This is a genomic window from Streptosporangium amethystogenes subsp. fukuiense (genome assembly GCF_042665875.1).
GTDB lineage: Bacteria > Actinomycetota > Actinomycetes > Streptosporangiales > Streptosporangiaceae > Streptosporangium > Streptosporangium fukuiense.
In genome coordinates, this window is the sequence record NZ_JBHTEE010000001.1 from 3,113,155 (window position 1) to 3,126,575 (window position 13,421).

Consider the following 13,421-nt stretch of genomic DNA (forward strand, 5'->3'; position numbering starts at 1 on the left):
CCATCGGTCGGTGTCCGATGTCGTCACCCGATGCGGGACACACAGGTCGCGAAGATCGAAAATGAATCGGGCAACAGAGTCCTGAAAGGCCGGGATTCCTGGCTAGACCGTGTTGAACGCGTCGGCGTTGCCCAGCCCTTTCACGATGTAGGTCCCGGTCGCCATCGAACCGGGGATGATGCCGAACTCACCCGATCCGGCGCGGATCGCCCCCTTGCAGGTGACGAGCACGTCCACACCGTTGCAGCGTTCCTGCGCCACCTAGTTGTGGTGGTACAACATCGCTCTAGGCATGAGCTTCTGGGAGGCGCGCATGGATCTCGTCCCGGTGGTCGGCTAGGAACGGGCGAGTGCGGACAAGGCCAAGAATGAACACACCGTCGCTGATCAGCGCAAGGTGAACCGGAGAACCGCCGAGCGACTCGGCTGGCAGTTCGTGCGGTCGTTCACGGACAACGACAAGTCGGCCGCCAAGGACGGCGTGGTGCGCGACGAGTTCGAGCAGATGCTCCGCGTCCTGCGAGCCGGGAACCTGCCGGACCCTATCGAGGGCGAGACGCTCACGGTCTCGGAGTGGCACTACGGCGGAAGCGGCCACCGGCACGGCGAACCCTTCTGGGCCGAACTCGCCCGGCAGCGCATCACCACCGCTCGCCGGATGGCCCGGGAACGGGAACAGTCGGACCCCGGCTGCCGAAGGAGAGACAGAGCCCTGTACGGAGTGCTGTCGCTGGTATGGCCTGACCGAGGTGTCACCCTCGTCTTCGCGTGTGCGTCTACCCACGACGTGCACCGTTTCCCTATGCAACCCGCACAGACGGAATTAGTGCCGACCCGGGGCCACGAATAACGGCGCAGCGGGCCGGAGGAGAATGGCAAGCAGCCATGGTGCGCTTCGCCCGCCCGAAAACCAGTGGGATATCACGTTGGACATGGGCAAACTGGATCTCGCAACGAAGGAGATCGTAATGCCGAACCAGCCCGCACCGAACCTGGTGTCGTGGGCCAGCGAGATCGACGAGGGTACGATCATGCAGGCCGCACGCGCCGCACGCCTGCCCATCGTCTCCGGACACGTCGCTCTCATGCCCGACGCGCACATCGGCATCGGCGCGACGGTCGGCTCGGTGATCCCCACCGAAGGAGCGATCATCCCGGCCGCCGTCGGCGTCGACATCGGCTGCGGCATGGTCGCGACCGAGACGACGCTCACCGCCGCCGACCTCCCGGACACCCTCGACGCCCTGATGCCGCTGGTGGAGAAGCGAATTCCCGCCGGCGTCGGCAAAGGCCACGACGACCCGTTCATGGACCGCGCGATGAGCGACCTCGGCCGCCCGCACACCGACCTGACCCCTCATCAGGAGAAGAAGGTGTCCCTGCAGTTCGGCACCCTCGGGTCCGGCAACCACTTCGTCGAGGTCTGCCTCGACGAGCGTGACCGGGTCTGGACAGTGCTGCACTCAGGCTCGCGCGGCATCGGCAACCTGCTCGCCACCAAGCACATCGTTGACGCCAAGAAGATGATGAAGAAGCAGGCCATCGGCCTGGAGGACCCGGACCTGGCCTACCTGGTGCAGGACACGCCGGAGTTCACCGCCTACATCGAGGACATGTTGTGGTCGCAGCACTACGCCATGGCCTCGCGCGCCCAGATGGACAAGGTGCTGAGCAACGCCCTGTTCCAGGTCGTCGGTAAGGGTCAGCGGCTTCGGACGATCAATTGCCATCACAACTTCACGCAGCAGGAGACGTACGACGGCAAGGACCTGTGGATCACCCGTAAGGGAGCCATCAAGGCCGACACCAGCGACGAAGGTGTGATCCCGGGCTCGATGGGGACGCGCTCGTACATCGTGCGCGGGCTCGGTAACCCGATGTCGTACAACTCCTGCTCCCACGGAGCCGGCCGCAGGATGTCGCGCACCCGGGCAAAGCGTGAGCTGACGGCCGCGTCCCTGACCGAGGCGATGCGCGGCCGCACCTGGAACGCGAACCGCGCCGCCGCTCTGGTGGACGAGCACCCGCGGGCGTACAAGTCGATCGACCAGGTGATGGCAGACCAAAAGGACCTGGTCGCGATCCAGCACACGCTGCGTCAGGTGTTCAATTACAAGGGCTGAATCTGCACCTTCTGCGCCCCGTCGCCAATCACACGTGGCGGGGCCCTGTGCGCGCGGCAACGGGAAAGGGCCGTGTCCGAGTCGATCAGTTCCACGTCACACCCGCACTCAAAGACGCGATCGTCGACTACTGGCGTTTGACCTCCTCCCCGGCAGGCCTGGGATTCTCCCGTCGCGTCGCGGTTAAGCGGCGCGCGGGGGTTGACGCTTCGCAGACCGGGTGACCCCGAGGTCTCCACGTCCTGACACCGCTGATCCGTCGGCGTTGTTGATGTTGATCGCGGCGTTGGTGTCGGCGTGGCCGACCCATCCACACGCGGGATTGACGCAGGCGAACACGGTTCCGTTACGGTTGGCCGGGTCGTGGTGACCGCACCGGTGGCAGGTCTGTAAGGTGCCCGGAGCGGGGACCTTGATGACCTGTCCGCCCCGGTCGGTGCTCTTGTATTCGAGCAGGGTGACGGTCCGGCCCCACGCCTCGCCACTGATCGACCGGTTCAGGCCCGCCTTTTGAGCGACGTTCCTGCCCGGGGCCTCGATCGTGCCTTTGGCCGAGCGGACCATGTTGAGGATCGTGAGTTTCTCCACCTTGATCACGCTGAAGGTGTCGGCGAGTTCGGTGGTGGTCTGGTGCTGCCAGTCGACGGTCCTGCGCTTGGCTTTCGCGCGCAGCCGGGCGATCTGGTCGTAGGTACGCCGCTCCCGCCCCGAGGGGCGGGCCTTCGTCGGCCGGGACGCGCGCCGGCGGGCCGACGTCTTCTCCAACCGGCGCAGGTGCTCGCGCTCGCCGCCGGTCAGCCAGGAGCCGTGCTCACGCATCGTCCCGTCCGACAGGGCCAGGGCGACGTTGACGCCCCGATCGATCCCGACCCGCGGGCCCTGATGCGCGCGGGCGGGCGCGACGATGACGCGGTCGCTGCTGTCGATGAGCGATCGGCTGCACTGCCTGGGCGTCACCCGCGTGGTGATGGAGGCCACCTCCGACTACTGGAAACCCGTGTTCTACCTGCTTGAGGCCAAGGGTTCGAGGTCTGGCCGGTCAACGCCCGCGACGTCAAGCACCTACCCGGCCGCCCGAAGACCGACAAACTGGACACGGTCTGGCAGGCCAAGGTCGCCGAACGCCAGATGCTGCGGCCCAGCTTCGTGCCGCCGCCGGCGATCCGGCTGCTGCGCGATCTGACCCGCTACCGGGTGGACCTGGTGGAGGCCCGCACCGCCGAGAAGCAGCGGGTGGAAAAGCTCCTGGAGGACGCGCAGATCAAGCTGAGCGTAGTGGCCTCCGACATCTTCGGTGTCTCTGGCCGCGCCATGATGGCTGCCCTTATCAGAGGAGAGCGCAGCCCGAAGACGCTGGCGCAGCTGGCGCGCTCCAGCCTGCGCGGCAAGATCCCCGCGTTGGAGGAGGCCTTCACCGGCCGCTTCTCCGACCAGCACGCGTTCCTGCTGGCCACGATGCTGGCCCGAGTCGATGCGATCAACACCGACATCGCCGCCCTCGATCAGAAGATCACCCAACCGTGACCAACCCCGTACGTCATGCCGGGGCGCGCGGCGTCGAGGTGACCTTCACCGCGTGCCCCGGCGCGCTCACCGTCACCGTCACCGACGACGGCACCGGCTTCGGCGCGGACAAGACCGTGCGCAACCACGTCGGCTCGATCTTCGCCAAGCTGCGGGTGCCCGACCGGGCTGCGGCGATCGTCAGGGCCCGTGACGCGGGGCTGGGCTCGGGGTGACCGGAGGGGGAGATCCCGAGTTCCCGTCATCCGGCCGTCAGCGATCGGTCCACAGGTTCCACATCCAGCCCTCCGCGCACTGGTACTGCGACCAGTGCCCGCGATCGACCGCCTGCTGACCGGCCGTGATGCAGTCGCTGTGGAACCAGAACTTGCCCCGGTGCACGGGCAGGTCGGCGGGCGAGGCGGCCGACGCCACCGTGCCTGGCTGCCGGGCCGCGGCGGTCTCCGCGGCGGCGGTTTGGGCGAAGCCGGCCAGGGCGATCACGAACCCTGCGGCGGCGAGCATGCGCTTCATGAGTGTTTCCCCTCCTCGGGGTTTCCGAGCCGGTGATCCCGGCTCTTCGAACACCCGAAGCCTCGCCCGCCCGGTGTCCCGGGCACATGGGGCACGCGCCACGTCCCGGCCCAGGCGTCCAGGCGGCTGAAGGATGTCAGAAGCGGGTCGCGCCGAAGGGGGCCAGGACGTCGGGGCGGCGGCCGTTCACCATGAAGTCCGTCAGCGCGGCGCCGGAGACCATGCACAGGCCGACGCCGAGCATGCCGTGGCCGGAGTTGACATAGGCGTTGGACAGGTCGGGGAGGCGGTCGATGACCGGGAGGCCGTCGGGAGTCATCGGGCGCAGGCCCGCCCAGAGGTCGGGCAGCTCCGCAAGCGACTCGGTCGCGGGCATGTGCCGCAGGTAGCGGCGGGCGACGCGGATCATGCCCCGGATCATCCGCGGATTGATCCGCAGCGTCTCGTCGGCCAGCTCCATGCCGCCCAGCACCCGGTAACCACCCTTGAGCGGGGTCACCCCGACCTTGGTGTGCGACAGGTAGAGGGGGTGGGAAGGGGAGTACTCGGACGGTACGAAGAAGCTGTATCCCTTGCCGCCCCGGATCGGTAGCCGGGCGCCGAGCCAGCCGGCGATCAGACGGGTGTCCAGCCCGGCGGCGACCACCAGCGCGTCGGTCCGGACCTGCCCGACGGTGGTCTCGACGGCGGTGACCCGGCCGCCGGAGGCGCGCACCCCGGTCACCCGGGTGTCGGCGAGCAGGCGCACGCCTTGCTCGACCAGGTACTCGGCCAGCGTGTCGCAGAACGCCCCCGGGTCAACGTGCCGCTCCTCGGGCAGGTTGAATCCGGAGCGCACGTCGTCGGACAGCTCCGGCTCCAGCTCGTGGATCTCCTCGGCGTACATGATCCGGTCGGGCACGGCGTAGCCGGCGGCGCGCATCGGGGCAAGCCCGGCGAGCTGGTGGCGGGCCTCGGCCTCGGTCAGGCAGGCGCGCAGGTTGCCCTGGCGCGGCACCTCGACCGGCACACCGAGGTCGTCAAGCTCGTCGAAGCCGTCGAACATCTCCCGGGACAGCGCGCCCAGCCGGGCCGAGCCGCTCTCGAAGGCGGATCGGGTGCAGTGGCGGGCGAACCGCAGCAGCCACGGGATCATGCTCGGTGCGGCGTGCGGCCGGACCGCCACGGCGGAGTCACGCTGGAACGACTCGACGATGCCCATCCTCGGCATGCCCGGCCCGGGCGTCGGGATGCTCAGCACCGGGCTGAGCCAGCCGCCGTTGCCCCACGAGGTCGACCGGCCGGGCCGGCCGGACTCGATGACCGTGACGTCGAGGTCGGCTTTCCGCAGGTAGTAGGCGGTGGCCAGGCCGACCGCGCCACCGCCGATGACGGTGACCGACGAGAGAGCGCTCATACTTCGGCGTCAACCTTACTGCTCATTGATCTGTCCAATACATGAAGGTGTGTACGACAAGTCGTGCATGGGTCATCCCTCTAGCGAGAGCCGTATCGGCCCGGCGTCCGGCTCCGCCCGCGCGAGCAGCGACCAGGGCACCCGGAACACCCGGCCGGGGGACGCGGGCCACGGGAGACGGCGGCGGGCGAGCGGCCGGCCGGCCTGGTGGACCCATACGACGGGGGAGCGGACCAGGGTGTCGGTCCACAGCAGCAGGCGGCCCCGGGAGGGGGGCGGGTCGCCGCGGCGAACCACCGACGGGGCCACCCAGCGCAGCGGGGCGTCCACCTCGATGTCGAAGGCGACCTCGCCCAGCCGCTCGTCGGCCAGCCAGCGGTGGACGGCGGCGGCCACGTGCCGGCCGTCCAGGGCGGCGATGTCGGCGGTGTCGACCGGGTGGATCAGGTTGCCGGCGGCGAAGACGCCCGGGCGGCTGGTGCGCAGCGCGGTGTCCACGACGGGGCCGCGGCTGCGCGGGTCGAGGTGGAGCCCGGTGCCCCGGGCGAGCTCGTGGTCGGGAATCCAGTCGCCGGTCAGCACCACGGTGTCGCACTCGACCCGGCGCCGCCGCCCGGTGCCGACGTGCTCGACGACCACGGCGCTCACCCGGCCGGCGTCGCCCTCAACGGAGACCAGGCGGGTGCCGGTGGCCACGGGCACCCGGAGCAGCGCCCGGCCCGGCAGGTGGAAGGCGGCGTAGGACTCGGGGACCGGCTGCGACGTGGTCATCAGCACCGTGCGGCAGCCGGCCTCACGCAGGGTCAGCACCGCCGACCAGCTCACCAGCTCGGCCCCGACGATGACCGCCCGCTTGCCGGGCCGCCCGTGATGGAGGTGGACCAGGTTCTGCAGGTGCCCGGTGGTGTAGACCCCGGCGCCCCGGTCACCGGTGATCAGCCGGGCCGGCCTGGGACGTTCGCGGGCGCCGGTGGCCAGCACGAGCGCGCGGGGCTCGACGCGCAGCAGCCCGGACGGGGTGGTCACCTCCAGCTCGCGGTCGCCGGACACTTGGGTGACCGTGGCCTCGGTGAGGATGCGCGCCCCGGCTCGCTCGGCGCGGCGGTGCAGCAGCCGGGCGTATCCCGGCCCGCTCATCACCCGGCGCAGGTCGCGCAGGCCGTAGCCGGTGTGGTCGCTGTGCCGGGGGATGCCTCCCGGTACACGTTCGCGCTCCAGCACCAGGATCTCGCCGTCGACCAGGCCGGCCAGCTCGGCGGCGGCGGTCAGCCCGGCGGGCCCCGCGCCGACGACGGCCACCGCGGGCCTCATCGTCTCCATTCCTCAGTCCCTCGTTCCGGTGGCCTCGCCGAACAGCCGGCCGACTTCGGCGCCGCAGAAGAACCCCTGGCAGCGGCCCAGCGTCGCGCGGGTGCGGCGGCGCAGTCCGTTCAGGTCGCGTGGCGGGATCGGAGCGGCGAACGCGTCGCGGATTTCGCCCCTCGTCACCTTCTCGCAGAAGCACACGATCCGCCCGTACTCGGCGTCCGCCCTGATCAGCTCATCGCTCTGGTACGGCCGGGCGAACGCCTCGCCGAGCACCGGCACCCGCACCGGCGGTGGCAGGTAGGAGCGCGGCTTGAGCGGCAGCCCGGCCTCGTCGAGTAGGTCACGCAGGTGCTCGGCGATGCTCATGCTCGCGGTCAGCCCGGTGGAGCGGATCCCGCCGAGGCACGCGTAGCGCTGCCCGGCGTCCACGTCGACGACGTAGTCGCCGTGCTCGGTGGCGGCGCGGAGCCCGGCGTAGGAAGTGGTGATCTCTTCCTCCAGGAGTGACGGCATGATCCGGCGGCCCTTCTCCAGCAGCGATGCGATGCCGGCCTCGGAGGTGGAGGTGTCGGTGCGGTCCGGCAGGTCTTCGGAGGTGGGGCCGAGCATCACGTTGCCGAACACGGTCGGGCTGATCAGCACCCCCTTGCCGCGCGAGGTCGGCACCGGCAGCACGATCTTCGGCGCCAGCGGCCGGGCGGCCGTGTCGAACACGATCAGCTCACCTCGCCGGGCCGTCACGGAGAACCGCCGGTGGCCGAAGAGGGCGTCGATGACGTCCGCGCCGAGCCCGGCCGCGTTGACCACCCACCGCGCCGCGATATCGGCCCCCGAGGTGCGCAGCGTGGTCAGCTCCGGCCCGGCCTCCACCGACTCGACCCGGGTGCCCAGCCGCAGGTCGATGCCCCGGGCCAGCGCGTCGTAGGCGAAGGCGAGCGTGGTGGACCACGGATCGATGATCGACTCGCCGGGCACGGTCATCCCGCCGAGGGCGCCCGGTCCAAGAGCGGGGACGGTCTCGTAGACGGTGTCCCGGCCGACGATCTCGGCGGCGTGGTAGCCGTTGGCGACGGCCTTGTCCCGCAGCCCCGGCAGCGCGGCGAGTTGATCGTCGTCCCAGGCGACCAGGACGGCTCCAGTCGGCTCGACCGAGATGCCCGTCTCGTCCGCGTACCGCGACAGCAGCGCGTAGCCACGCGGCACCAGCCGGGACTCCAGCGTGCCGGGGGTGGCGTCGAAGCCGGTGTGCAGGATCGCGGTGTTCGCCTTGCTGGTGGCGTCGCCCACGTCGTCACGGGCCTCGACCAGCACCACGTCCAGCTCGAACGCGGCCAGCTCACGGGCCACCGCGCAGCCGACCACCCCGGCCCCGATGATCGCGACATCATGGATCTTCACGCGTTGTCCTTTCGGGCCGCCGCGCAACGAGCGGCCTGCTCCCAGCGCGCCATCGCCTCGGAGGCCCTCTGCTCGGTCCAGATCGGTTCGAAGGACATGGCAGGCGACCACTCGTCGATCGCGGCCGGCAGGGACAGCTCGTCGTCGAGCGCCAGCCGGGCGAGAGCCGCGGTGCCGAGCGCGGTGGCGTGGGGCGACGGGTAGACGTCCACGGGGACCTGCAGCAGGTCGGCCTGGGCCTGCATCAGGGCATGCGAACGGGTCAGCCCGCCGTCCACCCGCAGCCGGGTCAGTGGCACGCCGACGTCGGCGCTCATCGCCTGGGCCAGGGTGGCGACCTGCGCCGCCAGGCCCTCGACCACAGCGCGGACCAGCCGGCCCCGCGTGGTGGCCAGGCCGAGGCCGGTGAACGCGCCGCACGGCTTCGGGTTCCACCACGGCTGCGCCAGCCCGGCCAGGCCGGGTACGAAGCAGGCCCCGCCGGAGTCGCCGGCCGACTCGGCGTCGAGCGCGTCCGGCGCGGACAGCAGGCCCAGGTCGACCAGCCACCGTACGGCGGAGCCGGCGGTGTAGACCTGGCCGTCGAGGCAGTAGCCGGTGGATTTCCGCAGCGACCAGGCGAGCGACGAGGTGAGCCCACGCGTGGACCGCACCGCCCGCTCGCCCATGGCGCCGAGCAGGAAGGCGCCCGTGCCATACGTGCACTTCACCATGCCGGGGTCGAGGCACCGTTCGGCGACCAGCGCGGCCTGCTGGTCCACGACCAGCCCGGCGACCGGGATCTCCGCGCCGGACCTGCCGAACATCGACGTGCCGCCCACCACCTCGTCGCAGCGCACCACGCGGGGCAGCGCCTCGTCGTCGAGGCCGAACAGGGCCAGCAGTTCGGGATCCCAGGCGACCTCGTCGAGGTCCAGCAGCAGCGACCGGCTGGCGGTCGTCGCGTCGGTGACGAACGCTCCGGTGAGCTGGTGGACCAGCCACGAGTCGGTGGTGGTGACGACGCCCTCGCGGGTGGCGTGCCGGCGCAGCCAGGCCATCTTCGGGGCCGAGAAGTAGGGGTCGAGCATGAGCCCGGTGCGCCGCCGGACGAGCTCGCCGTGCTCGCCGAGGTCGGCGCAGATGTCCTGGGCGCGGCCGTCCTGCCAGACCAGCACGGTCGACAGCGGGCGGCCCGTCGCGGGATCCCAGGCGAGCACCGACTCTCCCTGGTTGGCCAGCGAGACGGCGGCCAGCGGCGGGTCTCCGGCTTCGCGCAGCGCGCGGGTCCCGGCCTGCCGCACGGATGCGAGCAGGTCCAGCGGGTCCACCTCGACGCGCCCGCCGTCCAGGTAGGCGGGCCGCACCGGGACCTCCACCACCGACAGCGTGCGCTCACCGTCGTGCACCAGGGCCTTCGTGCCGGAGGTGCCCTGGTCGACGGCCAGAATCGCGGTCATGGCCGGGCGGACAGGTCGTTGCCGGTCACCACGTGACAGCCGGCGTTCCGCAGCGCCTCGGCCAGCGCCTCGTCGGTCATCGCGCCGGCGATCAGCCCGGTGAAACCGTCGAGGTCGCAGACGCGGAACGCGGCGACCCGGCCGTGTTTGGTGGAGTCGGCCAGCACGTAGGAGCGGGCCGAGGTGGCGAGCACGGCGCGCTTGGTCGCGACCTCGTCCACGTGGAAGTCGGTCAGGCCGGCGTCGGTGCTCACCCCGCCGGAGCCGAGGAAGGCGATGTCGGGCCGCAGGTCCTGGAAGAAGCCGAGCGTCGTCGAGTTGGACAGCGCCAGGTCACCGGCACGGACCCGGCCACCCGAGACCAGCACCTCGATCCGGGCCCGTCCGGCGAGCTCGGAGGCGACCAGGAGCGAGCAGGTGACGACGGTGCCGTGGTAGTCGTTCGGCAGCGATCGGGCGACCTCCAGCGAGGTGGTGCCGACGTCGATCATCACCGTCATCCCGGGGCGCACCAGCGAGGCCGCGCTGCGGCCGATGGCCACCTTCTCCTCCGTGGCCAGGGTCGCGCGGTCAAGGAAGGACGCCTCCTCGCCGGCTATCGGTGCGCGCAGGGTCGCCCCGCCGTGCACACGCACCAGCACACCCTGCCGCTCCAGCGCGGACAGGTCTCGCCGGATGGTCTCGTCCGAGACGCCGAGCGAGCGGGCCAGCTCTTCCGTGCGGGCGTGTCCGGTGGGGGCCAGGAGGGTGAGGATCCGGTCGTGGCGTTCCGCCGCTAGCACCCGGACCACCTCCGCGTTGGACGGAGGAATCTTTGACCGATCATGACCGATATTGTGGGTTATGCGGTGTGTTGCTGTCAATGCGGGCAGACTTGAAGCCCCTGAGCCTCATATGTTCACCCTGGTCACCCGCGTCTTTTTTCCGATTTGCCAGCTGTTTGCGGTCCATTGTGACGCTGGTCACCTTGACAAAATTCCCACGGATTCCTACGTTACCGACATGTTCGCGGGCAGAATCCCTCGAATTACCACAACAAGATCGGGCTGAAACGGGCCTTGATCGGGCGCGTGAACATCGTGATCGCCCCGCCCCCAGGAACAAGCCGGCGACCCACGTATGCCTACGACCACCGCGAGCCCGGCGGACGGTGGTGGACGGTGCCCCGCACCTGAGGCAGCTGGTTCCGTTGACAAAGGACACGAGGTACCGAAAATGACGCGCACCCCGAACGCCGCGAGACCCCGCAAACTCGTCGCGGCCGCGTGCCTGACGCTCGCCACCACATTGGGACTCGCCGCCTGCGGCTCCGACGCCGGCTCCGGCCCAGCCGCCGACGCAGGCTCGGGCACCTCCGCTGCCGAGGACCTCGGAGTGAACAAGGCCGGTCAGGTGTCGGTCGGTTTCATGAACGGCCTGATGCCGTACGTCGGCCTTGAGAAGGGCGCCCTGACCGGCGTCGAGGGCGAACTGTTCACGCTCGCCGCCAAGGATCTCGGCCTTGAGGTGCAGGCGCAGGGCATGGAGTTCTCGGCGATGATCGCCGGTGTCCAGGCAGGCCGCTACGACATCGGCATCGGCGGCATCTCCTGGACCAAGGACCGCTCCCAGGTGGGCGTGATGAGCGATCCCGTCTACTACAGCCCCGCCCTGATGCTGACCCGCGCCGGGGTCAAGGCGACCTCGGTCGCCGAGCTCAAGGGCCTCAACGTCGGCGCCGTCACCGGGTCGATCAACGACGAGGCGGTCCGCGCCACCCCGGGCGTCAAGGCCCGCACCTATCCCGCCTGGGCCCAGGCCATCTCCGACCTGGCCGCGGGCCGGCTGGACGCGATCAACATCGACCCGCTGACCGCCGTCTACCTGCGCGACACCCGTCCGGACCTGAAGAACCTGGAGGTCCAGACGATGACGCCACCCACCGACGAGGAGGTGGCGGCCAACCCCGGCCTGCAGGGCTTCCGGCCGTACCAGGTGGTCTGGTACTGCTCGAAGAAGGCCGAGAAGCTGTGCGCCAAGCTGGACGGGGTCACCAACGGCTGGTTCTCCTCGAAGGCCTCCAGTGACGTGCTCACGAAGTGGGGCGTCAACGCCACCGACTTCCTGACCGCCACCCCGGAGATGACCACGATCCGCAAGGGCGTCGACCGGCCCGACACGTGGACGGCGCCCACCGCCGGAGAGGGTCAGTGAGCTTGCTCTCCGTCGACTGGGGCGGTTACGTTCCCGTCCTGGTCGACGGGCTGGTCAAGTCCGTAGAGCTCACCGCGATCGGGTTCGTCGGCGCCTGCCTGGTCGGGTTCGTCGTGGCGGTGCTGCGGATGTCGCAGAACCGCGTGATCAGGGCGGCCGGCTACCTCTACACCGAGCTGTTCAAGAACCTGCCGATCATCACCGGCATCTTCATCATCTACTTCGGCCTGACCGGCATCGGGCTCGTCCTGGACGCCTTCACCGCCGGCTGGCTCGCCCTGTCGCTGTTCTACGGCGCCTACCTGGCGGAGATCTTCCGCGGCGGACTGCAGGGCGTCTCGCGGGGTCAGACCGAGGCGGCTCGCGCCCTCGGCCTGGCTCCGGCCCGGGTGCTGCTGACGGTGCAGCTGCCACAGGCCGTACGGCTGGCGCTGCCGGCCACCGCCACCATGCTGGTGGACCTGCTGAAGGGGACCGCGCTGCTGGTCACCATCGGCGGCGGCGAGCTGATGACCCAGGCGACGATCATCACGTCGGAGACCTTCCAGCCGCTGGAGGTCTACATCGTGATCGGCCTGATCTACGTGGCGATGAGCTGGCCGCTGGCCCGGCTGGCCGGCTACCTCGAATCCCACCTGCGTGAAGGCACGGCGATGTCGCCGACCAACCGCAAGCTGCGCAGGATCACCAGGGCGAAGCTCGCGCAGGGCGCCACCGCGACCACAGGGGGGAAGGTCGGCTGATGAACCAACCGACGATCCAGATCAGAGACCTGCACAAGTCGTTCGGCGGCCTGGAGGTGCTGCGCGGCGTCGACCTCGACGTCCAGCCGGGTGAGGTCGTCGCCGTGCTGGGCCGCAGCGGCAGCGGCAAGAGCACCATGCTGCGCTGCGTGAACCTCCTGGAGACCCCCACCAGCGGCACCATCACCGTGGGCGGGATGGCCGCGTTCGCCGACCGCAAGGCGGCGAAGGGCCGTGACCTGGTCGCGCTGCGCCGGAAGGTCGGCATGCTGTTCCAGGGACTGAACGTGTTCCCGCACCTCTCGGTGGTGGAGAACGTCGCCCTGCCCATGGTGCGGAGCCTGCGCACCGGCCACGAGGAGGCGGTGGACACCGCGATCCAGTTGCTGGGCAAGGTCGGTCTGATGGAGAAGGCCCTGGCGATGCCCGGCCAGCTGTCCGGTGGCCAGTTGCAGCGGGTCGCGCTGGCCCGCGCGCTGGCGATGAACCCGCTGGCCCTGCTGTTCGACGAGCCGACCTCGGCGCTCGACCCCGAGTCCACCATGGACGTGCTCAACGTCATGAAGGACCTCAGCGCCGAGGGCATGACGATGATCATCGTCACGCACGAGGTGAAGTTCGCCCTCGACGTGGCCGACACCATCCTGATGATCGCCGACGGCAAGGTCATCGAGCGGGGCTCCCCGGCGCAGATCGCCAAGAACCCACAGGAGCAGCTGACCAGGAAGTTCCTGGCCGAACACACGAAATTCGAAGGCAGTACCGCCTGACCTCCAAGGAGTGC

13 protein-coding genes and 2 pseudogenes are annotated in these 13,421 nt (G+C 70.1%); 7 read left to right on the forward strand and 8 right to left on the reverse strand.

Annotated features, from left to right (window positions below):
• Nucleotides 1–111: 111 nt before the first annotated feature.
• A pseudogene (locus ACFQVD_RS13585) lies at nucleotides 112–261 on the reverse strand (RtcB family protein); the annotation flags it as partial.
• 136 nt (nucleotides 262–397) lie between these two features.
• Here ACFQVD_RS13585 and ACFQVD_RS13590 point away from each other — a divergent pair.
• Together ACFQVD_RS13590 and ACFQVD_RS13595 are read left to right on the forward strand one after the other, a co-directional pair.
• Entirely contained in the window at nucleotides 398–850 is a 453-nt protein-coding gene (locus ACFQVD_RS13590; protein ID WP_386271228.1) for a hypothetical protein, read from the forward strand.
• A gap of 118 nt (nucleotides 851–968) precedes the next feature.
• Entirely contained in the window at nucleotides 969–2,123 is a 1,155-nt protein-coding gene (locus tag ACFQVD_RS13595; protein WP_343961079.1) for an RtcB family protein, read from the forward strand.
• Between the two features lie 183 nt (nucleotides 2,124–2,306).
• On the opposite strand, the gene ACFQVD_RS13600 is transcribed toward ACFQVD_RS13595, so the two are convergent.
• Complete coding sequence (locus ACFQVD_RS13600) at nucleotides 2,307–3,101, reverse strand: RNA-guided endonuclease InsQ/TnpB family protein (RefSeq protein ID WP_343961077.1); 795 nt, start codon at nucleotides 3,099–3,101, stop codon at nucleotides 2,307–2,309.
• 51 nt (nucleotides 3,102–3,152) lie between these two features.
• On the opposite strand from ACFQVD_RS13600, the pseudogene ACFQVD_RS13605 reads away from it, so the two are divergent.
• Together ACFQVD_RS13605 and ACFQVD_RS13610 are read left to right on the forward strand one after the other, a co-directional pair.
• Nucleotides 3,153–3,647 (forward strand): annotated as a pseudogene (locus ACFQVD_RS13605) (IS110 family transposase); the annotation flags it as partial.
• Complete coding sequence (locus ACFQVD_RS13610) at nucleotides 3,644–3,862, forward strand: hypothetical protein (RefSeq protein ID WP_386271229.1); 219 nt, start codon at nucleotides 3,644–3,646, stop codon at nucleotides 3,860–3,862. The pseudogene ACFQVD_RS13605 and the gene ACFQVD_RS13610, both read left to right, overlap by 4 nt.
• Nucleotides 3,863–3,899: 37 nt before the next feature.
• Here the strand turns inward: ACFQVD_RS13610 and ACFQVD_RS13615 are convergent, their stop codons facing one another.
• From ACFQVD_RS13615 to ACFQVD_RS13640, 6 genes are all read right to left on the reverse strand, one after another.
• Nucleotides 3,900–4,160 (reverse strand): hypothetical protein, encoded by a 261-nt coding sequence (locus ACFQVD_RS13615; RefSeq protein ID WP_343961075.1) that lies wholly within the window; start codon nucleotides 4,158–4,160, stop codon nucleotides 3,900–3,902.
• A 136-nt stretch (nucleotides 4,161–4,296) separates the two neighbouring features.
• A complete protein-coding gene (locus ACFQVD_RS13620; RefSeq protein WP_343961073.1) occupies nucleotides 4,297–5,556 on the reverse strand; it encodes an NAD(P)/FAD-dependent oxidoreductase in 1,260 nt (419 codons plus the stop codon).
• A gap of 72 nt (nucleotides 5,557–5,628) precedes the next feature.
• The gene (locus tag ACFQVD_RS13625; protein ID WP_386271231.1) at nucleotides 5,629–6,876 is read right to left on the reverse strand and encodes an NAD(P)/FAD-dependent oxidoreductase; all 1,248 of its coding nucleotides are present in this window, start codon (nucleotides 6,874–6,876) and stop codon (nucleotides 5,629–5,631) included.
• Nucleotides 6,877–6,879: 3 nt separating this feature from the next.
• A complete protein-coding gene (locus ACFQVD_RS13630; RefSeq protein ID WP_343978193.1) occupies nucleotides 6,880–8,262 on the reverse strand; it encodes an NAD(P)/FAD-dependent oxidoreductase in 1,383 nt (460 codons plus the stop codon).
• Nucleotides 8,259–9,701 carry an FGGY family carbohydrate kinase gene (locus ACFQVD_RS13635; protein ID WP_343978196.1) on the reverse strand — a complete coding sequence of 481 codons (1,443 nt, stop codon included), beginning with the start codon at nucleotides 9,699–9,701 and terminating at the stop codon, nucleotides 8,259–8,261. The genes ACFQVD_RS13630 and ACFQVD_RS13635 overlap by 4 nt, the downstream gene beginning before the upstream one ends.
• Nucleotides 9,698–10,483: a DeoR/GlpR family DNA-binding transcription regulator gene (locus ACFQVD_RS13640; protein ID WP_343978199.1), complete on the reverse strand. Its 786-nt coding sequence runs from the start codon at nucleotides 10,481–10,483 to the stop codon at nucleotides 9,698–9,700. The genes ACFQVD_RS13635 and ACFQVD_RS13640 overlap by 4 nt, the downstream gene beginning before the upstream one ends.
• A gap of 433 nt (nucleotides 10,484–10,916) precedes the next feature.
• Here ACFQVD_RS13640 and ACFQVD_RS13645 point away from each other — a divergent pair, with 433 nt between their 5' ends.
• Genes ACFQVD_RS13645 through ACFQVD_RS13655 form a run of 3 tightly spaced genes read left to right on the forward strand, consistent with a single transcriptional unit; the run spans nucleotide 10,917 to nucleotide 13,407 of the window.
• Entirely contained in the window at nucleotides 10,917–11,894 is a 978-nt protein-coding gene (locus ACFQVD_RS13645) for an ABC transporter substrate-binding protein (RefSeq protein WP_343978203.1), read from the forward strand.
• A complete protein-coding gene (locus ACFQVD_RS13650) occupies nucleotides 11,891–12,637 on the forward strand; it encodes an amino acid ABC transporter permease (RefSeq protein WP_343978206.1) in 747 nt (248 codons plus the stop codon). Before ACFQVD_RS13645 ends, ACFQVD_RS13650 begins: the two co-directional genes overlap by 4 nt.
• Entirely contained in the window at nucleotides 12,637–13,407 is a 771-nt protein-coding gene (locus tag ACFQVD_RS13655; RefSeq protein ID WP_343978209.1) for an amino acid ABC transporter ATP-binding protein, read from the forward strand. The genes ACFQVD_RS13650 and ACFQVD_RS13655 overlap by 1 nt, the downstream gene beginning before the upstream one ends.
• The last annotated feature ends 14 nt before the right edge of the window (nucleotides 13,408–13,421 follow it).